General features: G+C 45.6%; 20 protein-coding genes. 4 read left to right on the forward strand and 16 right to left on the reverse strand.

The annotated features are described in order from the left end of the window. Positions 1-322 precede the first annotated feature (322 nt). From C8E01_RS07285 to C8E01_RS07360, 16 genes are all read right to left on the reverse strand, one after another. Complete coding sequence (locus tag C8E01_RS07285; protein WP_317046898.1) at positions 323-592, reverse strand: hypothetical protein; 270 nt, start codon at positions 590-592, stop codon at positions 323-325. A 32-nt stretch (positions 593-624) separates the two neighbouring features. Further along, positions 625-1,179 (reverse strand): DUF420 domain-containing protein, encoded by a 555-nt coding sequence (locus tag C8E01_RS07290; protein ID WP_116542717.1) that lies wholly within the window; start codon positions 1,177-1,179, stop codon positions 625-627. After that, positions 1,157-1,825: an SCO family protein gene (locus C8E01_RS07295; protein WP_116542718.1), complete on the reverse strand. Its 669-nt coding sequence runs from the start codon at positions 1,823-1,825 to the stop codon at positions 1,157-1,159. The genes C8E01_RS07290 and C8E01_RS07295 overlap by 23 nt, the downstream gene beginning before the upstream one ends. Before the next feature lie 11 nt (positions 1,826-1,836). Further along, positions 1,837-2,184: a cytochrome C oxidase subunit IV family protein gene (locus C8E01_RS07300; protein WP_116542719.1), complete on the reverse strand. Its 348-nt coding sequence runs from the start codon at positions 2,182-2,184 to the stop codon at positions 1,837-1,839. A gap of 74 nt (positions 2,185-2,258) precedes the next feature. Beyond that, entirely contained in the window at positions 2,259-3,005 is a 747-nt protein-coding gene (locus tag C8E01_RS07305) for a cytochrome c oxidase subunit 3 (RefSeq protein WP_116542720.1), read from the reverse strand. 24 nt (positions 3,006-3,029) lie between these two features. Then, a complete protein-coding gene (locus C8E01_RS07310) occupies positions 3,030-3,620 on the reverse strand; it encodes a cytochrome c oxidase subunit 3 (protein WP_116542721.1) in 591 nt (196 codons plus the stop codon). A 3-nt stretch (positions 3,621-3,623) separates the two neighbouring features. Next, positions 3,624-4,520 carry a heme o synthase gene (gene cyoE / locus C8E01_RS07315; protein ID WP_116542722.1) on the reverse strand — a complete coding sequence of 299 codons (897 nt, stop codon included), beginning with the start codon at positions 4,518-4,520 and terminating at the stop codon, positions 3,624-3,626. Beyond that, complete coding sequence (locus C8E01_RS07320) at positions 4,520-5,596, reverse strand: COX15/CtaA family protein (protein ID WP_116542723.1); 1,077 nt, start codon at positions 5,594-5,596, stop codon at positions 4,520-4,522. The genes cyoE and C8E01_RS07320 overlap by 1 nt, the downstream gene beginning before the upstream one ends. Positions 5,597-5,601: 5 nt before the next feature. Continuing rightward, positions 5,602-7,428, reverse strand: a complete 1,827-nt coding sequence (locus tag C8E01_RS07325) for a cytochrome c oxidase subunit I (protein WP_116542724.1) — start codon at positions 7,426-7,428, stop codon at positions 5,602-5,604. Positions 7,429-7,446: 18 nt separating this feature from the next. Then, on the reverse strand, positions 7,447-8,505 hold the full coding sequence (locus C8E01_RS07330; protein WP_116542725.1) for a cytochrome c oxidase subunit II: 1,059 nt from the start codon (positions 8,503-8,505) through the stop codon (positions 7,447-7,449). A gap of 24 nt (positions 8,506-8,529) precedes the next feature. Continuing rightward, positions 8,530-9,819, reverse strand: coding sequence for a quinol:cytochrome C oxidoreductase (locus C8E01_RS07335; protein ID WP_116542726.1), 1,290 nt, complete (start codon positions 9,817-9,819; stop codon positions 8,530-8,532). A gap of 26 nt (positions 9,820-9,845) precedes the next feature. After that, positions 9,846-10,478 carry a c-type cytochrome gene (locus C8E01_RS07340; protein ID WP_116542727.1) on the reverse strand — a complete coding sequence of 211 codons (633 nt, stop codon included), beginning with the start codon at positions 10,476-10,478 and terminating at the stop codon, positions 9,846-9,848. Further along, the gene (locus C8E01_RS07345) at positions 10,478-11,002 is read right to left on the reverse strand and encodes a DUF3341 domain-containing protein (protein ID WP_101443694.1); all 525 of its coding nucleotides are present in this window, start codon (positions 11,000-11,002) and stop codon (positions 10,478-10,480) included. Before C8E01_RS07345 ends, C8E01_RS07340 begins: the two co-directional genes overlap by 1 nt. Before the next feature lie 2 nt (positions 11,003-11,004). Further along, positions 11,005-12,423 (reverse strand): NrfD/PsrC family molybdoenzyme membrane anchor subunit, encoded by a 1,419-nt coding sequence (gene nrfD, locus C8E01_RS07350; protein WP_116542728.1) that lies wholly within the window; start codon positions 12,421-12,423, stop codon positions 11,005-11,007. A gap of 20 nt (positions 12,424-12,443) precedes the next feature. Further along, positions 12,444-15,446: a TAT-variant-translocated molybdopterin oxidoreductase gene (locus tag C8E01_RS07355; RefSeq protein ID WP_116542729.1), complete on the reverse strand. Its 3,003-nt coding sequence runs from the start codon at positions 15,444-15,446 to the stop codon at positions 12,444-12,446. A 38-nt stretch (positions 15,447-15,484) separates the two neighbouring features. Continuing rightward, entirely contained in the window at positions 15,485-16,717 is a 1,233-nt protein-coding gene (locus C8E01_RS07360) for a c-type cytochrome (RefSeq protein WP_116542730.1), read from the reverse strand. A gap of 600 nt (positions 16,718-17,317) precedes the next feature. Here C8E01_RS07360 and rpsF point away from each other — a divergent pair. From rpsF to C8E01_RS07380, 4 genes are all read left to right on the forward strand, one after another. After that, positions 17,318-17,686: a 30S ribosomal protein S6 gene (gene rpsF / locus C8E01_RS07365; RefSeq protein WP_076670074.1), complete on the forward strand. Its 369-nt coding sequence runs from the start codon at positions 17,318-17,320 to the stop codon at positions 17,684-17,686. Beyond that, complete coding sequence (rpsR, locus tag C8E01_RS07370) at positions 17,686-17,937, forward strand: 30S ribosomal protein S18 (protein WP_068838643.1); 252 nt, start codon at positions 17,686-17,688, stop codon at positions 17,935-17,937. The genes rpsF and rpsR overlap by 1 nt, the downstream gene beginning before the upstream one ends. 13 nt (positions 17,938-17,950) lie before the next feature. Then, positions 17,951-18,394, forward strand: coding sequence for a 50S ribosomal protein L9 (rplI, locus tag C8E01_RS07375; RefSeq protein WP_116542731.1), 444 nt, complete (start codon positions 17,951-17,953; stop codon positions 18,392-18,394). Between the two features lie 108 nt (positions 18,395-18,502). Continuing rightward, a complete protein-coding gene (locus tag C8E01_RS07380; protein ID WP_165820587.1) occupies positions 18,503-19,483 on the forward strand; it encodes a GSCFA domain-containing protein in 981 nt (326 codons plus the stop codon). Positions 19,484-19,547 lie beyond the last annotated feature (64 nt).

Raw genomic sequence — 19,547 nt, forward strand, 5'->3', positions numbered from 1 at the left:
GCAAGGACAAATAAGACTATTGGGGCAATATTCCGGTTCAATGCAGCAAGGATTATCCACGAATTTAAGCAATTCGCGTTATAAGAGCATGACTTATAAGCAGCTAAAATGTAAGCAACAGCCCCAAGTCATTATTAATTCTGGAACCACAGCGAATTACATGAACAAAACGGATCAAAATTCACTCCAGAATTCAGAAGACAATTAAAAAATAAAACCACATACAGGTTACAAAGCCTGCAAGTGGTTTTAATGTTGAGTCACATGCTCAAATCTTAATAGGTAGCCTGGTTAACCAGGCAGTTCCAAAAGAGCTTTTCGATTAAGCCATTTTAGCTTTTTTCTGTCGGCTGCTCTTGTACCACAAGAAACCTACTGTACCTACCAGCACATAAGGAATTAACATGAGATAAAGTATACCTGTATTCAAGCCTGCTCCTACCTGTGAGTCGGAGTCAGTACTCCCGGTTCCGACGTTAGACTCTACCGTGGCGCGGCACATCGCACACTGGCTGTAGGCCTCTGTAGATACTAAACTAAGGGTAAGCATCAGCAGGCCTGCAAAAAATATTCTTAATAGTTGGCTCTTCATGATCATAAAACAAGCATTTACTGTTCCTGGTTCTAAGAATAGTACGGAGATATCATAATGTAAACAAGCACTCCCGTCACGGCTACATAAAGCCAGATCGGAAAGGTCCACTTTGATATACGACGGTGACGTGCAAACTGATTAGACAAGGCAAAGTACATGGACAGAAGTACCAGCGGCACAATCACCACAGCTAACACAATATGTGTCAGGAGAATGAAATAGTAGAAGAGCTTCAAATAGCCGTCGCCACCATATATAGTTCGCTCTCCGAGAAAATGATAAGTGACGTAGGATACTAGAAAAATAGCAGATAAGCCAAAGGCTGTTGCCATGGCCGCACGATGCACCTTTATATTGCCTTTGCGGATGTTATAATAACCGATTACCAGGGCAAAGGCTGTAATAGAATTCAAAATGGCGTGCAAGGTTGGCAGAAAAGATACATCAGCTGTGCTTGACCCTTCCTTTGGCATGAAGAACAGCATCGCCACCACCACAGGTATGGCAACAGACAAAATAGCTATTACCACCAAGAATTTTCTGTCTTTGCCAGTAGCTGGACTATTTTGATTTGCTGTATTCATCTAAAAGAACTTTAATTTCCAGTATCAGGCGATCTACGTCCTCTTTATCGGTACCATCATAAATACCTCTTACATACCTGTCTTTATCCACGAGCATGAATTTCTCGCTGTGTATGAAATCCTGCTGGCCCTCTACTTTCATGACTGGCAAATAGAAGCCTTTTTGAGCTAAGTTGTAGATACGATCGCGATCACCAGTCAGAAAATACCACTTCGCAGGATCGGCATTATACCGATCTCCGTACTCTCGCAACACTTCTGGTGTGTCATGTTCCGGGTTAACTGTAAAGGAAACCAGTTTGACCTGCTCTTCGTCATGAAATGCCTCCTGAACACGCACCATCTGCGAGGACATGGCTTTGCAAATATCAGGACAAGTCGCGAAGAAAAAGTCAGCTACATAGATGTTACCATCCAACTCGTTCTGAGAGATTGTTTGACCCTGCTGCGAAGTAAACTCAAAAGCAGGCACCTGGTTAAAAAGTGTATCGCCCTGGGCATCGCGTATGACTTCGCCAGTGGCAGTTACCTGAGGAAAATATTTACGGAGTGTGTAGTGGTGTTCACCAAAGCTGCCGATAAATATAAAAATAAGAAGAGGCACTAATAGTAGGATCCCTAATATTAGTGCCTTTAAATTACTCATAATCAGTGTACTTAGTTGAAGTAATTTCTTACCGAATCGAAGTAGTAGCTTCCTTCCGAAATTAGTGCTACCATAAGCCATATAATAAGGGCCATAGGTATAAGTATAGCCCAAATCAAAGCCTTCGTTTCATGCTTTAAGTGCATGAACTCAGCCACAATGTAGAACGCCTTAAAGATGGTTAAGATAATGAAGATCGCATTACGTAGCGTACCTGCATCCATTGTAAAGGCGAAAAGGAACTCAACCGCTGTTAATGCTACCAGGATAAAAAACGTTTTCCAGATAACCTTTGTCTGCGCTTTAGGTATTTCACCTGCCTGGTGAAAATCGTTGGAGTGATCCGAGTGAGCTGCCATAGTATGCTTTATTTTTTAAGAGGCAACCCCGCCTTAAGCGAGGGCTGCAGCAGTGTTAGTTTATAGTTTATGAATTAGATCAGATAGAAGAAGGTAAATACGAATACCCATACCAGGTCTACAAAGTGCCAGTAAAGACCAACTTTCTCTACCATTTCATAATGGCCACGTTTGTGGTATACGCCATTCACAGTGTTGATGAACGCCATGATTAAAAGGATTACCCCTGTGAAAACGTGCGTACCGTGGAAACCCGTGATGAAGAAGAAAAGGTTAGCAAACAAAGGTGGACCGTATTGGTTCATCGTCATGTTCGCCCCATAAATACGTGAACCGTCAGCTAACAGCATACCTTCATCAGTACCGGTAATAAAGTGAGCCCACTCCCATGCCTGGCAACCTAAGAAGATAGAGCCAAACAGGATCGTCCACAGCATCCACTTTTGAACATCATTTTTATCCATACGGTGACCGGCTTCCACAGCCAGTACCATCGTTACGGAACTCAAAATGAGGATCATGGTCATCAAGGCCACGAATGCAAGCGGCAGATCTACACCATGGAAACCAGGGAAAGCATTGAACACCTTCTCAGGTATAGGCCACCATTCGGTAGAGAACTGAAAGTCTTCTGGACGACCGTTGTAAGGCAGGTGGCTGTGACGGGACAGACCGTAAACTATCAGGAATGCACCAAAAGTAAAAGCATCAGAAAGCAGGAAAAACCACATCATGAGTTTCCCATAGCTCGCTTTTAGTGGTTCGTTACCACCATCCCATGTACCTGTTTTAGGTTCTTCCAGCGTAGTTGATGTAGACATAGTTTAGTATTGAAAAAAACGTGTTTAGTGATTTAATCTCAAAAATATATACAAGTATAGCCAAAGACCACCCAGGAAGTGCCAATAAATGGTGCATAACTGAATTCGCAGCATGCTCTTCGAGTGAACTTTGTAACGTAAACTTGACATTATTACCACTGCCACATAAATGAGGCCGGTAATCAGGTGAAAACCGTGTACACCTGTTAATACATACATGAATGAACCTGAAGGGTTACTAGCTTCACCCCCGAAGTACACATTATTGTTCACCAGTTCTGCCCATCCGTTCCACTGACCAATCAGAAAGGCGATGCCTAATCCGAATGTCAGGTACAGCATGAGGCGCAGTCTGCCAATGTTGTCCTGAGCTGCAGCATTGTGCGCAAGTTGCATGGTCACACTACTCAAAGCAATCAGAACTGTGTTAATCAACAGGATATTTGGCAGGTCGAATTCTAACCAGTTGCCTTCTGCGCGACGCACTAAATATGCGCTCGTAAAGGCTGCAAACATCATAATTATACTAATAATAAGCAACCACAGTGTAAACTTTAATGGATGTATACCTCCTGTGTTGTTCTCTTCCCCCAATGATTTGGCAACCATATCCATATCTTAAATTTTATCTAAAACAAAAGCTATCTGCACAATAGGCAGATACAAAAAAGACCCGAACATAATGTTCATAGCCGCCTTGTTTGTACAAGTGCGCATCAAATGAAAAGTCTGAGCTAAAAACAAAACTCCACAGATAACCGCAATTAGTGCTGAGGTAGTACCTGTCATTCCAAATTGCAAAGGCAGTAGGCTAAGCGGAATTAGCACTAAGGTATAGATCATGATCTGTATGGCAGTCTTCAGGTTCTTACCTCCTTCCATTGGAAGCATTTTGAATCCAGCTCTTTTATAATCATCATCCAACACCCAGGCAATCGCCCAGAAATGTGGGAACTGCCAGATAAACTGTATCCCAAAAAGAATCCAGGCTTCTACACCCACTACTCCTGTTGCTGCCACCCAACCAATAAGCGGAGGTAACGCACCAGGTATAGCACCAACAAAAACATTAATTGGGCTGATACGCTTCAGTGGCGTGTAAATGAATCCGTATAGAATAAGTGACAACAATGCTATAGCAGCTGTCAACATGTTAAAGAAACTGCCCAGGATTAACAAACCACCAACCCCTAACAGCACACCATAAATGGCAGCCTCTGTCACGCTAAGCGTGTTAGTTGGAAGCGGCCTGTTTGCGGTGCGCCTCATTAATTTGTCAAGGTCCTTCTCCAGGATCTGGTTCACAATGTTAGCCGCACCTGTAACCATTAACCCACCCAGCATCACTAATGCAATCTGAATCCAACTTCCACCCGGATGTCCCAGTATATAGCCTATGGCACTTGAGAAAGCAACTGTAAAACTCAGTCTAAACTTCAGGAGCTTAAAGTATGCTGATGCCTTTTCTGCTGTACTAGCGAGGGACACTACCGATTCTGACCTATCTGTAATCATTAGTTAAGAACCACTACCGGCTTTTCGACCGCCTTTTTAGAGGCGTAGTAATAAAAAATCAAAATCAGAAACTGAACACCAAATAGCAAAGTAGCTATTGTCAGGTGCAACGGTTGCAGAAAAGCAGGTATAGCAAAGTATGCCATGATTACCCCAAATGCGATTTCAGCAACAAGCAGCACCATCATCCAGTTTACCATCATATTCAACTGACGATCCTTGAGCTTATAAATTAAATAAGCCATGTATAGGTGTAGCGCCAGTAACAAAATAGAGAAAGAGCGATGGATATTAAAGCTTAATCCTAGCTGATCCACCCAAAGGTCTCTATTACTTCCATTCATTTCAAATGCCACGATATCGACTTCCTCACGAACCTGTGTTCCGATCAGGATCTGTACAAAGGTAGCTGCTGCCACCAATCCGATGACCGTTAACAGGTGCTTAGAAGCCTCAAACCGTGGGGTAATAAAAGCAGCTTGCGAACGAATAACCGCATACTGCAGTAAGGCTACAATCACCAGAGCCAGCGCCATGTGTATTGTAATAGTTACAGGAAGTAAGTTTGTAGAGACTACAATAGAACCTAACCATCCCTGAAACCCCACTAACACAAAACTAAGTAGCGAGAGATAAAAAACAGACTTATCGGTTTTAAGATAAGGTATAGCATAAAGCACTGTCAGGAAAATCAGTATACCGATCACTACACCTACCAGACGATTGATATATTCAATCCATGTCTTAGTCACATTGAAATCTGTTTCTATGTGTTGCAGTGGGTGATCGCGTAACTGACCTGCTACTTTATCAAAACCTATCTTGTCCAGAAACCCTGCTAGTCTCTTATTTTTATCTACACGTTGCTCCTTGTAGACTTCCAGATAATCATCTGGTAATTGGCTAACATCAGTTGGAGGAACCCAACTGCCAAAACACTTGGGCCAGTCCGGACATCCCATTCCTGAGCCCGTGCTCCGCACGATTCCTCCAACTAATATTAGAAAGTATACAGCTAATACTGTAAGTACTCCAATATTTCTAAACCTTTTGTAAGGAAAAGATTTATCTATCATTTAAGCTATTCTAAATCTCTCTCGTAAGGCAGGTTTGAAGACTGCGTTTGAGAGAACGGTACGTTTTGAGGGATATAATCCTCTGCAGCACCTGGTTTGCTGTAATCGTAAGGCCATCTGTAAACAGTTGGAATCTCACCCGGCCAGTTACCGTGTCCTGGGTTCACAGGAGTTGTCCACTCAAGCGTGTTGGAGTGCCATGGGTTAGCAGTTGCACGACGTCCTTTGAAGATGCTGTAGATGAAGTTGAACAAGAAGATCAACTGTGCACCAAAGCCCAGGATTGCCGCTAAACTGATGAAGCTGTTCAGGTCTGTGAAGGTATTGAACGCATCAAAGCCTGTCCATGAGTAATATCTTCTAGGGAAACCGGCGATACCGATGTAGTGCATTGGCATGAACACCAGGTAAGCAGAGAGGAATGTCAACCAGAAGTGAACGAATCCTAGTTTCTCATCCATCATGCGACCGAACATCTTCGGGAACCAATGATAGATACCGCAGAACATACCAAAGAAGGCAGCAGCACCCATCACAAGGTGGAAGTGAGCAATTACAAAGTAGGTATCATGCAATTGGATATCCAGCGCCGAGTTACCCAGGATAATACCTGTTAAACCACCAGAGATGAAAAGCGATACGAAAGCTACCGCAAACATCATAGCCGTTGTGAAACGGATGTTACCTCTCCATAGTGTTGCAATCCAGTTAAACACTTTTACCGCAGATGGTACAGCAATAATAAGTGTCAGGAACATGAAGACAGATCCCAGGAACGGGTTCATACCTGTCACGAACATGTGGTGTGCCCATACTACGAAAGACAGCAATGAGATACCTAGCATTGAACCGATCATCGCTCTGTAACCGAAAATTGGCTTACGCGAGTTGGTTGCAATTACTTCCGAAACGATACCGAAAGTTGGAAGGATTACGATGTATACCTCTGGGTGACCCAGGAACCAGAATAAGTGCTGGAACAGGATGGCACTACCTCCAGTATTTGCCAGCGCCTCTCCTGCAATATAGATGTCAGAAAGGAAGAAGCTCGTACCGAAACTGCGATCGAAAATAAGAAGCAATGCAGCTGAAAACAGTACTGGAAAAGAAAGAAGACCCAGAATGGCAGTCAGGAAGAATGACCAGATAGTCAAAGGAAGCTTCGTCATCGACATACCCTTTGTTCTCAGGTTTATCACAGTTGTAATGTAGTTTACACCACCTAGCAGCTGCGATACGATGAACAACGCCATGCTTATCAACCAAAGCGTCATACCTAGGCCTGAGCCTGAGATGGCTTGTGGCAGCGCACTTAGCGGAGGGTATACTGTCCAACCACCACCTGCAGGACCTGTTTCAATGAAAAGAGACCAGAACATGATCACACTTGCCAGGAAGAATATCCAGAAGGAAAGCATATTCATGAAACCAGACGCCATATCACGCGCACCAATCTGCAGTGGAATTAGGAAGTTACTGAATGTACCGCTAAGACCAGCTGTCAGCACGAAGAACACCATGATCGTACCGTGCATGGTAACCAGCGCCAGGTAGAATTCTGGGTCAAGTTTGCCGTTTACGATCCAGTTACCCAGAATTGGCTCTAAGAAAGTAAACGTAGCTTCAGGCCAGCCAAGTTGTAGACGGAAAATAATAGACAGGAAGCCACCTATAAAGCCCCAGAAGATACCGGCAAACAAAAACTGCTTGGCAATTACTTTATGGTCCTGGCTGAAGATGTACTTCTCAAAGAAGTTTTGGTCGTGATGATGATCATGCTCGTCGTGAGCGTGATGCACATCCTTATTTAGAGAGATATCTGTACTCGCCATTGTTGATTTTATTTAATGCTACAACTCTGTTTTTACTTCTTCTGCACTCTTCTCAAGAACCACTTGCTCTTTCGCATCGTGGGTAAACTTAGTTAGAAGCTGTGGGTTCTGCTCGATGAAAGGTGTTTGTGAAGCTAACCACTCCTCATATTCCTCAGGCTCGTCAACAACTAAGATAAAACGCATCGCAAAGTGACCACGTCCACAGATCTCAGTACAGGCCAGTTCAAAGTTAAAATCTGGGTTTCCGATTTCAGTACGCACCTCTGCTGTTGTTTTAGTAGGCACGAACCAAAACTTAGTTGGCATACCGGGCACAGCATCCATCTTCACTCTAAAGTGAGGCAGGAACACACTGTGAATCACATCACGTGATCTGATTTTCAGCAGGACAGGCTTGCCTTTAGGAACGTGTATCTCGCGTGGCATAAAGTCATCCATCGAATTCGGATCGCTGAAGTCCACACCTATTTCGTTTGTAGCATCAATCAGATGTACATTGGCTTCTCCCAGTTTGCCATCAGGACCTGGGTAGCGAACAAGCCAGCTGAACTGCTTGCCCATAACCTCTATTACTACTGCGTCAGCTGGGGCTGCACTGGTAATGTTAGCCCATGTTTTCCAGCCTGCAAATACAAGCAGCGCCATAACAACCGCTGGAATCATAGTCCACACAATCTCCAGTTTGTTGTTGTGAGGGTAGTAGTAAGCACGCTTTTCATCTTTATGCTGGTATTTATAAGAATACCAGAAAAGCAGGATTTGCGTGATCACAAACACAATACCGATCACAATCATGGTAGTCCAGAAAAGACTGTCCGTCCATCCACCGTGCACAGAGGCAAGTGGCTGGTTCATGTCGTCCCATGCATCAGCAAAGGACCAGGCAAACGCTGCACCTCCAACAATCAGGAAGAGGAGCATCAAAAGACTGTTTACTTTGTTACTTGTTTTAGTGGTTCCAACTGCGCGCTGTGTCGATCCTCTAAAGATGGAGGCTAGGGTCCCGATCCGGAATAATAGGAACAGGATTACTAGTAACAGTACGATGGATAAACCTATGGCTAACGTAATCATTGTATAATGCTTTTAGTATGATCTCTAAACATGATGGTGAACACTTTCTTCCAGGAACGGGTGATTTACCGGCACAAGAGAGGCTTTTGTTAAACCTTTTGTGAATGTAATCAGGAATACTCCCAGGAAAATCAGTGTAGTGCCTATCTCAATAAATCCGATACCGGCATCTGTACGCATTGTGCCCGGCATCATCATCAGGTAGAAGTCCAGCCAGTGGCCAATAAGGATCGCGATCGTAACGATTTTCAACATGATCATCTGACGCTTTGCATCTCTTGTCATCAAAACAAGGAAAGGGAATGCAAAGTTTATCAAAAGATTAGTAAAGAAAATCCACTTGAAATGTCCGCCGTTTCCACCCAAGCGTTCAATGAAGTAAATAGATTCCTCCGGAATGTTTGCATACCAGATTAGCATGAACTGAGAGAACCAGATGTATGTCCAGAAGATGGAGAAAGCGAATACAAACTTACCCAGATCGTGGATGTGGTTTGCGTTTACCAATTTGAGGTAGCCATTCTGCTTTAGTATAATTACAGTAAGCGTAATTACAGACAGGCCAGATACCCACCAGCTAGCGAACACGTACCAACCAAACATGGTAGAGAACCAGTGCGTGTCAATTGAAAGCACCCAGTCCCATGCGGAAGTAGAAGAAGTTACACCGAATACTACCAGGAACATGGCAGATATTCTGATGCTCTTGTGATAGTAGTTTGTGCCTCCGTGCAGGTCTTCTCCAATTGAGTTTCTTCTTAACCAGTTAAAGAAAAGAATCCACAGAACGAAGTAAGCTATCATTCTGATCAGGAAGAACCAGAAGTTCAGGTATGGCGCCTTGCCTGCGATAATTGGGTCATACTGAGGATTTGGTGTAACACCGTCTTCCAGGAACTGGTTGTACAGATAATCGTGCGTCCAGTGGAAGATGTCGTGACCACCTAATAGGAAAGTAATCAGCATAACGACACCACCAATTGGCAGGTAGTAACCCATCGCTTCAGGTATACGCTTGATCAATACTGACCATCCTGCATACGCTACATATTGAACGGCTACGAAGAAAACGCCTACCAGCGCTATACCTGTAAAGTAAACGTTATTTAACCAAAGGTTCATGTAGAGCCTTTTGGACCAATGAGCTGCCTCGTGGCCTGCGGCGGCCGCTTCACCATGCCCTTCGGCGTGGTGGCCACCTCCGCTGAGTGCAGCTATGATTATACCAGCTATAAGCAATACAACACCTATAGCTATCATCAAGAAAAACTTGTTGTTCGTTTTTCTGGAAATGATGAGTCTTTCTTCTGTCATTATCCTTTTGATATTATGCCTTAGACTTAGTTAGTAGGTGTAGTACCTGAATCTTCCGTATTCTCAGCTTCGTCCGCTGCCGGAGCTGGCACTTCGCCACCCTGCAGTTGCTGCACATACATCACAATTTTCCAACGCTCTGTTGGGTTAACCTGTGAGCCATGCGGCAACATACGGCCGCGTCCGTTTGCAATCACATGGTAAATGTGGCCTTCCGGAAGTGTTGCAACGCGACCAGCTGAGTAAGAGGGAACACCCTTAAACTTCTGTCCTACCAGACCTTGACCATCTCCCTGATCTCCGTGGCAAGGAGCGCAGAATCTTGTGTAAAGCACCTGGCCTTCTGCCAGGTTAAGCTCATTTTTTTCCAGTGGATTTTTTAGCTCAACACCTGCTACTTCAGCCTCGTCTTTGGACAGGTACATGTTGTAACCCATTTTGCCGCGAGCTACGGTACCCTGTGCTGGCTCACGCATGTTCATGCCACCTGGGTTGTATAGGTTCTCTTTTACCTGAGAATATGGATCCAAAGGTATAGAGTGATACATGTCTGGAGCGAATTCAAGACCTGGATCCTTCTCATTGCTACAAGCTACCAGCATGGCACCTGAGAATAGTATGGCAGAGGCTTTGAAACCTAAATTTAGTAGACCTTTCATTATTTGATTACCTCCTTCTCGTTTACTTCGATTGCACCATTAGAACGAAGCAGATCGTTCAGGGCAGGCATGTCTGTCACACCTTCTTTAACTTCAATCGCCATTACAAACTTGTCGTCTGTTGAGCGCTTGTCGAAAACGTTCACCTTGAATGAAGGCTTCAGCTTCGTGACAATAAAGAAGGTGATCACCATACCGAATGCAGCGCATAGAACGGTAAGTTCGAAAGTTACAGGAATAAATGCTGGCAAGGCGATGTGCGGCTTACCACCGATGATCATTGGCCAGTCAAAACCAAGCATCCAGATTTGCATCCAGAGTGCAAATGATGTTCCGAACAGACCGCAGAAGAATGCTACGATTGGGAGTCTTGAACGCTTTATACCTAATACATCATCGATTCCGTGGATCGGGTACGGCGAAAAAACTTCGTAAATATTAGTACCGGCAGCCCGGACGTTCTCGATGGCCTGCAGCAGGACATCCTCATCATCGTAGATACCTAGAACGAATTTTTTAGTCATTGCTATGGATGTGTATTAGTGTGCGAATCCTTATCAGTACCGTGCATAGTGCCATGTGGGTGGTGCTTCACTTCTGAAGAAGACTTCAGAATTGCCTTCACCTCCGCCATGTTTATTACAGGGAAAAACTTGGCAAACAACAGGAACAGGGTGAAGAACAGACCGATTGTTCCTACATAGATACCAATGTCGATGATGGTTGGTGAGAACATTGCCCATGAAGAAGGCAGGAAGTCTCTGTGCAGAGAGGTCACGATAATTACGAAACGCTCGAACCACATACCAATGTTCACGAAAATGGTGATGATGAAGGTAGCAGTCAGACTTCTTCTGATGCTTCTGAACCAGAATAGCTGCGGTGTAATTACGTTACACGTCATCATAGCCCAGTATGCCCACCAGTAAGGACCCGTTGCACGGTTAATGAATGCGTATTGCTCGTATTCCACACCTGAGTACCATGCGATGAAGAACTCTGTGATATAAGCCACACCTACGATAGAACCTGTCAGGATAATTACCTTGTTCATGGATTCCACGTGCTCCAGCGTGATGTAATCTTCCAGCTTGAATACTTTACGCGTGATGATCATCAGTGTGAGTACCATCGCGAAACCAGAGAAGATCGCACCTGCCACGAAGTATGGAGGGAAGATAGTCGTGTGCCATCCCGGGATAACGGATGTTGCAAAGTCCATGGATACGATCGTGTGTACAGAAAGTACCAGTGGTGTTGCAAGACCAGCAAGAATCAGTGATACAGTCTCGTAGCGAGACCAGGCTTTGGCGGAACCAGTCCAGCCGAATGAAAGGAAAGAATACGCTCTACGGGCGATTGGGCCGGTTGCTCTGTCGCGGATGGTAGCAAAGTCAGGAATCAGACCGATGTACCAGAAAACAAGCGAAACAGAGAAGTAAGTAGAGATCGCGAATACGTCCCAAAGTAGTGGCGAGTTAAAGTTAACCCAAAGCGAACCGAATGTGTTTGGCAATGGAAGTACCCAGTATGCTAACCAAGGACGGCCCATGTGCAGAACCGGGAACATCGCGGCGCAGATTACGGCGAAGATCGTCATCGCTTCAGCTGCACGGTTAATAGAGGTTCTCCACTTCTGACGGAACAAAAGAAGGATAGCTGAGATAAGCGTACCGGCGTGACCGATACCTACCCACCATACGAAGTTGGTGATATCCCATGCCCAGCCTACAGTTTTGTTAAGCCCCCACTCACCGATACCATACCAAAGGGTACGGTATGTCGAATAGATAAAAATAGCAAGGCCCACAAGAGCTACAGCAAGGGCAGCGGCCCAACGTATGTTGGGCTTGGCCTCCACCTGTCTGCAGACATCTTCGGTGATATCGTGGTATGTTTTACCCCCCGTTACCAGAGGCTCTCTTATCGGAGATACGTGCTGCATAGCGCTATCTAGTTTATAAATTAAGCTAAGTTTCTAATTTTTGTCAGGTATGTCACGTTCGGCTGTACGTTCAGTTCTTCCAGTACGTGGAAGGCACGCTCACCTTTTTCACGGGCTAGCATCTTAGTGATACGGCTTTCCGGATCCAGCATGTCACCGAAGATGATCGCTTCGGTAGGGCACGACTGCGCACAGGCTGTCACGATCTCACCATCAACTGGTCTTCTGCTTTCACGCTTGGCTTCGAGTTTGCCCAACTGAATACGCTGTACGCAGAAAGAGCATTTCTCCATCACACCTCGTGAACGAACAGTCACATCTGGGTTCAACACCATCTTACCCAGGTCGTTGTTCATGTTGAAGTCGAACTTATCGTTGTTTGAATAAGCGAACCAGTTGAAACGACGAACCTTATATGGGCAGTTGTTAGCGCAGTAACGAGTACCAACGCAACGGTTATAAGCCATCTGGTTCAGACCTTCTGAGCTGTGCATGGTAGCAGCTACCGGGCACACTGTCTCGCATGGAGCGTGGTTACAGTGCTGGCACAACATTGGCTGGAAGATTACACTTGGATTCTCCGCCGGATCTTCCATTGTCTTGTAATCTTTCGCCTCGTGTTCCACGGCGCTGTAGTAACGGTCGATACGCATCCAGTGCATCTCACGACGCATCAGTACTTCTTCCTTGCCTACAACCGGAATGTTGTTTTCAGCCTGGCAGCTTACAGTACAAGCACCGCAACCAATGCAGGAGTTCAGGTCAATGACCATACCCCAATGGTGGTTCTTGTACTCATAGTCGTCCCAAAGAGAGATGGCAGCTGGTTTTGCAGGACCTTCGTGCGTAGCAATGCGCACATACTTCGTTACCTCTTTCGGGTTGGCTTTATAGTTCGCCAATGTGTTTTCTTGTACCACAATACGATCCATAATAGTATGGTGCGTTTGTGTCTGGGCAATCTCAATCGTAGAACCAGTTTTCTCTAACTGCACAGCTCCTGTGAACAGGATACTATTGTCAGCCACAGTAGCTACCGGGAAGGCATTAGCACCACGTCCTTTAGCAGTCGGCATAGAGTCCAGCTCACGGCCATAGCCCATGGCTATACCTACTGTACCTTGTGCCTGTCCTGGCTGAATCAAAGCTGGAAGCTCCAGTGTCTTGCCATTTGCATAAGTTACTTTCAGTACATTACCTTGTGCAACACCCATCTCTTCTGCCATTTTGCGTGGCATCGTGATATAGTTATCCCAGGTTGCTTTTGTGATCGGGTCAGCCATTTCCTGCAACCAAGGGTTGTTGGATTCTGAACCTGTACCGATACCTACTTTTTCATACACTACAGCTTCTACGCTACCACCTGCAACCGCTCTTGGCGCTCTACCTGCCGCGTCTGAAGCAGTCATTGCGCTGGCAGATGCCGGGTTCAGAGCCAGCATGCTGGTTCCGTTCTCCAATACACCGTCGTGCACAGCTTTCTCCCACTGCGCATCAGTGCCGGCGGCACCTTTTCTCCAGTTATTGCGGATGTAATCGTAGAAAGTCGTTTTGTTACCGCTCCAGGCTAACAAGCTGTCCTGTGCCTGACGCGTCATAAAGATTGGGCTGATCACTGGCTGTGCCAGGCTCAGGAAGCCTCTCTTCGGCTCGTAGTCGTTCCAAGACTCCAGGTAGTGGCTGTCTGGTGCTACGTAGTCAACAAGAGCGGCCGTCTCTTCTACTCTATCGGCAAAAGAAACTTTCAGAGCTACTTTCGCTAGACCAGTTTTAACGCGGTCTGCAAGCGGATGATCATAAACAGGGTTGGCATTGTAGAAGAACACTGCTCCTACGCCACCATTGTTCATTTCCTCGATCAGACGTAGCATCTGGGCATCATTACCCTGCTTCACCAGGTATGGAGAGGCAGTATCAATGGTCGTGCCTTCTGCGCCGATCGATTTGTTTATTGCTGTTACAAGCGTTTGTACAGCTGGATCGTTTGAGCCAGACACTACCAGGGCACGGCCGTTGTTGGCGCGCAGGTCTCTGATCGCGTTTTCCAAAGCCTTCTTGTCAATGTTGGCAGGAGCATTTACGCCCTGACCTGACAGGCCATTGTACAGTGCTGTAACGATTGCCAGTTCTTCGGATGGCTTAATAGGAACACGTACGTCAGCGTTGGCACCGGTAAGCGACATGATTGTCTCAAACTGGTAGTGACGCGACATATTCGAGTTCTCGGCCGTAATCTTTCTGTTTTGGATGTACTGCTTCGCAAATGGAATTGGGGCAACCCATGTTCCCAGAAAGTCAGCGCCAATACCTACAATGATGTTGGCTTTGCTGAAATCGTACCCAGGTACAACGCCACCATTGGCACCAATCAGGGCCGAAGCCGAGTTTGGATCGTATGTTACGTGCTCAAAACTGCCAAGTCCCGCGCCAAACTCATTAATCAGTTGTTTGGTGGATGGGCTGATAACAGTAGAAGAAACGAAAGCTACTTTGCCGTTTACTCTGGCAAGTGCTGCGCGGATTTCGCTGTCAACCTGCTCCCACTTCGCTTCTTTGCCTTTGATGAGTGGCGTACGAAGTCTGTTATTATCATACAGACTCAGCACAGAAGCCTGCGCCTTAGGGCTTGTACCCATTGGCGTAAGCGTGGAGCTAGGGTTTGGCTCTACTTTAATCGGACGACCTTCACGTGTCTTAACAAGAATACTGTTGAAGTCACCGTTGTTGAAGTAAGTAGATGCATACCAGTTCGCCACGCCTGGCTCCACATCCACTGGTTTGTTCAGGTATGGAATTGCCTTTCTTACAGGAGCCTCACAAGAAGCCAATGTAGCGGCAGCCAGACCAAAGCCTAACAGTTTCAGGAAGTCTCTGCGTGGGGCAGTCATGCCTGCAGACTCCCCTTCACCTTTTGCTTCATTGATTGGCAGGTATTCTGGAAACTCATTATGAGCGTGTTTCGCGAATTCAGGAGTATTTTCAAGCTCCTCTATTCCTTTCCAGTATTTTATTCTGTCTTGCATGTTATATCTAGAAAACTCGAATCCTTAATTATAACTGATTAGTAGTGACACTTGGAACACTCTGCACCACCATTTGATGACACTGTGAAAGCACTCTTCGTAGTAGACTCGTGCAGTTTCACCAGGTTGTCATAGTATGCGTTTCCTTCTGTGTTAAGAGGAGTTTCGCGGTGACAGTCGATACACCAGCCCATTGTGAGTGGTGAGTACTGGTACACTACTTCCATTTCCTGGATAGGACCGTGGCAGGTCTGGCACTCTACGCCACCCACTTGCGTGTGCTGTGCGTGGTTAAAGTAGGCCAGGTCAGGCAGGTTGTGGATACGCACCCATTCAATTGGCTTGTTACGCTCAATTGCTTTGTAAATTTTCTGAATTTCAGGGGACTCTGCTTTGATCTGGCTGTGGCAGTTCATACAGATGTTAGCTGAAGGGATGCTGGCGCTCTTGCTTTCGTATACTGTTGTGTGGCAGTAGTTACAGTCAATCTGATGCTCACCAGCGTGTAGTTTGTGAGAGAAAGCGATCGGCTGCGTTGGAGCATATCCCTGCTGTATGCCAATACCCATCGCTTTTTCCAGCGTAAGATCTATCAGCACGACCACAAAGATCAGCACAACCAGCGTACGCACCGCTTTAGACTTGTATATCTTAGAGAAATCGAAACGCTGGTTTACAATTTCAGCATCGTACTCATCCAGTTGCTTGTTTTTGTTCAGGTAGTTTTTCAGTACCGATGTGATCAAAAGAAGCGTCACTACCAGCACGATCAACACAATAATAAGCACCACCAATACAATATCCAGGTAGCCTCCAACTGCGCCAACGGCGTCAGTTCCCACATTCGCACCTGGAGCAGCCTCTGTGCCACCTGCAGGACCGGTGGTCTCAGCAGCTGCAGATTCAGCAGACTTGATATACGTTAGAATAGACACAATCTCATCGTCAGAGAAAGCGAACGATGGCATTGCCTGCTTGTTAAACTGGTTGTAAACGGCAACCGCGTCTTTGTCGCCAGAAGCAATCAAAGCCTGCGAATTTTTGATCCAACTGATCAGCCATGGCTGCGTTCTACGCTCATTGATGCCTTTCATACCTGGACCAACCACTACATCGCTTCCCACAGAGTGGCAAACCACGCAGTTGTTCTTGTACAGGGACTCGCCTGCACTTACAATACCTGCATCATCTACAGGCAGACTTGCGCCTTGCGCGTACCCTTTGGTCGACACCCCGAAAGAGGCCGCCAAGGCAAACAAGAAGGCAATCAAGAATTTGGTTTTTGCTCTTTGTATACAGCTAATCATAGCCAGGACGCTTGTGTTTAGTATAATGGTGAATTTACTTTACGGGCACAAATCTACTACTCGAAACCCATTAATCAAATATTATATGGTTATTTTTGCCCCTATGCGACATAACCCCTTAAGTACAATCACTTACAGACCATTTTCTGCGTTGCTTTAGCAGAATCCACATTTTTATTTAAAATTATTCTAAATAAGCTGAATCTATAGCAATAGTTTCAGCATAAAATTGTCCAGTTTTTTCTTGCTTTATGCCGAAAGTCAAGCACACCCACTCTTGAACTTATAAATGGCTGACTTTGTTGTCGTTAGCCTTTATTTATTTCCGCTGTTAATTTTCATCTGCACGTCCTGCATTTTTGCACTCTTTATTATATATATAGTATAAGCAAGATGCTGAAGCGCCATCGATATCTGGTGTTATCATTTGCAGCGACACTTCCGGTTCGCGATTGATGGAGGTAACACACTACCCTGCCAAGCATTTTATTTTGAGGCAAGTTTTTGTAATACAGAATCATTGCCGTATATTTGCACCCTAAAACAAAAAATTCTCATAACCAAATGGAATTAAAAAATTACGAAACGGTCTTCATTCTGACGCCTCTGTTGAACGAGACGCAGATGCAGGAAACGGTCGAGAAGTTCAGACAGGTGCTTAAGGAAAATAGCGCCGACATTATCCACGAAGAGAACTGGGGTCTGCGTAAGCTTGCTTACCCAATCCAGAAGAAATCTACTGGTTTCTACCACCTCATCGAGTTTAAGGCTCCATCTACTGTAATTGATGTGCTTGAGCTGGCTTATCGCCGCGACGAAAAAGTTGTTCGCTTCCTGACAACAGCACTTGATAAGCACGCAGTTGCTTACAACGAGCGCAGAAGAAAAGGTGAATTCAAATCACAGGCTAAAAAAGAGGAGGTTAAAGCATAATGAGCCTAGTTAACGAAAGAGTACACAAGCAAGAAAATCGTCAGAAATACTGCCGCTTCAAAAAGAGCGGTATCAAGTATATCGACTATAAGGATGGCAACTTCCTGCTTAAGTTTGTAAACGAGCAGGGCAAGATCCTTCCAAGAAGACTGACAGGCACTAGCCTGAAGTTCCAGCGTAAAGTTGCTCAGGCCGTTGCCCGCGCACGTCACCTGGCTATCTTACCTTATGTAACTGATTCTTTAAAATAAGGAGGTAACGAACATGGAAGTAATACTTAAAGATGACGTTAAGAACCTTGGTTACAAGAACGATATCGTTACTGTAAAGCCAGGATATGGCCGTAACTACCTGATCCCACAAGGATTGGCTGTTTTGGCTGACAAGACGAACAAGAAAATCGTAGCTGAGAACGTACGTCAGGCTGCTCACAAACTGGAGAAAATCCAGAACGATGCGCAGGAATTGGCAAACAAGATCGGCGATATCACGCTGGAAATCCCTGCAAAAGTAGGCGAGACTGGCAAGATCTTCGGTTCTGTTACAACAAACCAGCTTGCTGAAGCCCTTAAGGCTAAAGGTCACGATGTAGACCGCAAGCGTATTTCTTTTGATCAGGATGTGAAAACAGCCGGTGAGTACACTGCTACGCTGAACCTGCACAAAGAAGTGAAGCACCAGATCCGCTTCAATGTAGTAGCTGAGTAATTTTAGCCACTACCAAGCATAGAAAGCGTCCTGCCCTAAAAGCAGGACGCTTTTTTTATTTGCAGCTTCCGGTTAATTTGCGCTATACCTATACCTATACCTATACCTATGTTCCGGACTGAACTTCATATACCCGCCGGTGGCCTCGACCTGAATTTGTCGAGTGGCATTTTGACCATTGGCTCCTGTTTCGCTGAAGTCATTGGCCGTAAGCTGCAGGAAAATAAAGCGCAGGTACTGGTAAACCCTTTCGGAACGATCTTTAACCCATTATCCGTAAACAAGCTACTGCGGGCTTCTCTCGACGACTCAAATCCAATAGCTGACAATCTGGTGCAGCACAACGGCATCTGGTATGCCTACGACCTGCACTCTTCCCTCTCCTCCCCTTCCCGCGACACGCTGCTGCAACACATCAGGGAGCGACTTGCCTTGACACGAAATGCCTTACAGCAAGCCAACCTACTGATCATTACACTTGGAACGGCGGTGGGCTATCGTTTGCAGAGTTCTAGCGAAGTAGTGGCGAATTGCCATAAATTACCCGCCCGGCAGTTTAGTCGCGAACTATTGCCTCTGAGCACATTGTTTTCTGACACGAAACAGTGCTTGGAAGAGCTTTGGCAATTCAACCCTTCCTTGCAGGTGTTGTTCACCGTTAGCCCCGTACGCCACATCAAGGAGACGATTGAAGTGAACAGCGTCAGCAAATCCATTTTGCGGATGCTTTGCCACGACATCACGACAAGCTCCGAGCAGGCGCACTACTTCCCTGCCTTCGAGCTTATGATGGACGATCTGCGTGACTACCGCTTCTATGGCCGCGACATGGTGCACCCGACGGAAGTTGCCGAAGATTACATTTGGGATAAATTTGCCAACGCATACCTGAGCCAGGATTTCAGGGATTTTTTGAAGGTTTGGGAGAAAATGCGCCGCGCCATTGCCCACAGACCTTTCCACCCTGCATCTGAAGCGCATCAAAGCTTTTTGAAAACCACCCTCCGCCAATTGCAGGACCTTTCCAACATGTATAAATTGGATATTTCAGAAGAAGAAAAGGCCCTGAAGCAACAGCTTATTACATAAGCCCGGGTATATGCCTTGTTCTTCATCACTGTTTTGCGTCTACCAATCAGCGGGTCGTTAGCAT

Origin of the sequence: Pontibacter virosus, assembly GCF_003096355.1 — a bacterium.
GTDB classification, from domain to species: Bacteria; Bacteroidota; Bacteroidia; order Cytophagales; family Hymenobacteraceae; genus Pontibacter; species Pontibacter virosus.

Bases quoted from the DNA above. Each gene is read 5' to 3' on its own strand.
- C8E01_RS07285 (WP_317046898.1), bottom strand. From the start codon at position 592: ATGAAGAGCCAACTATTAAGAATATTTTTTGCAGGCCTGCTGATGCTT.
- C8E01_RS07290 (WP_116542717.1), bottom strand. From the start codon at position 1,179: ATGAATACAGCAAATCAAAATAGTCCAGCTACTGGCAAAGACAGAAAA.
- C8E01_RS07295 (WP_116542718.1), bottom strand. From the start codon at position 1,825: ATGAGTAATTTAAAGGCACTAATATTAGGGATCCTACTATTAGTGCCT.
- C8E01_RS07300 (WP_116542719.1), bottom strand. From the start codon at position 2,184: ATGGCAGCTCACTCGGATCACTCCAACGATTTTCACCAGGCAGGTGAA.
- C8E01_RS07305 (WP_116542720.1), bottom strand. From the start codon at position 3,005: ATGTCTACATCAACTACGCTGGAAGAACCTAAAACAGGTACATGGGAT.
- C8E01_RS07310 (WP_116542721.1), bottom strand. From the start codon at position 3,620: ATGGATATGGTTGCCAAATCATTGGGGGAAGAGAACAACACAGGAGGT.
- cyoE (WP_116542722.1), bottom strand. From the start codon at position 4,520: ATGATTACAGATAGGTCAGAATCGGTAGTGTCCCTCGCTAGTACAGCA.
- C8E01_RS07320 (WP_116542723.1), bottom strand. From the start codon at position 5,596: ATGATAGATAAATCTTTTCCTTACAAAAGGTTTAGAAATATTGGAGTA.
- C8E01_RS07325 (WP_116542724.1), bottom strand. From the start codon at position 7,428: ATGGCGAGTACAGATATCTCTCTAAATAAGGATGTGCATCACGCTCAC.
- C8E01_RS07330 (WP_116542725.1), bottom strand. From the start codon at position 8,505: ATGATTACGTTAGCCATAGGTTTATCCATCGTACTGTTACTAGTAATC.
- C8E01_RS07335 (WP_116542726.1), bottom strand. From the start codon at position 9,819: ATGACAGAAGAAAGACTCATCATTTCCAGAAAAACGAACAACAAGTTT.
- C8E01_RS07340 (WP_116542727.1), bottom strand. From the start codon at position 10,478: ATGAAAGGTCTACTAAATTTAGGTTTCAAAGCCTCTGCCATACTATTC.
- C8E01_RS07345 (WP_101443694.1), bottom strand. From the start codon at position 11,002: ATGACTAAAAAATTCGTTCTAGGTATCTACGATGATGAGGATGTCCTG.
- nrfD (WP_116542728.1), bottom strand. From the start codon at position 12,423: ATGCAGCACGTATCTCCGATAAGAGAGCCTCTGGTAACGGGGGGTAAA.
- C8E01_RS07355 (WP_116542729.1), bottom strand. From the start codon at position 15,446: ATGCAAGACAGAATAAAATACTGGAAAGGAATAGAGGAGCTTGAAAAT.
- rpsF (WP_076670074.1), top strand. From the start codon at position 17,318: ATGGAATTAAAAAATTACGAAACGGTCTTCATTCTGACGCCTCTGTTG.
- rpsR (WP_068838643.1), top strand. From the start codon at position 17,686: ATGAGCCTAGTTAACGAAAGAGTACACAAGCAAGAAAATCGTCAGAAA.
- rplI (WP_116542731.1), top strand. From the start codon at position 17,951: ATGGAAGTAATACTTAAAGATGACGTTAAGAACCTTGGTTACAAGAAC.
- C8E01_RS07380 (WP_165820587.1), top strand. From the start codon at position 18,503: ATGTTCCGGACTGAACTTCATATACCCGCCGGTGGCCTCGACCTGAAT.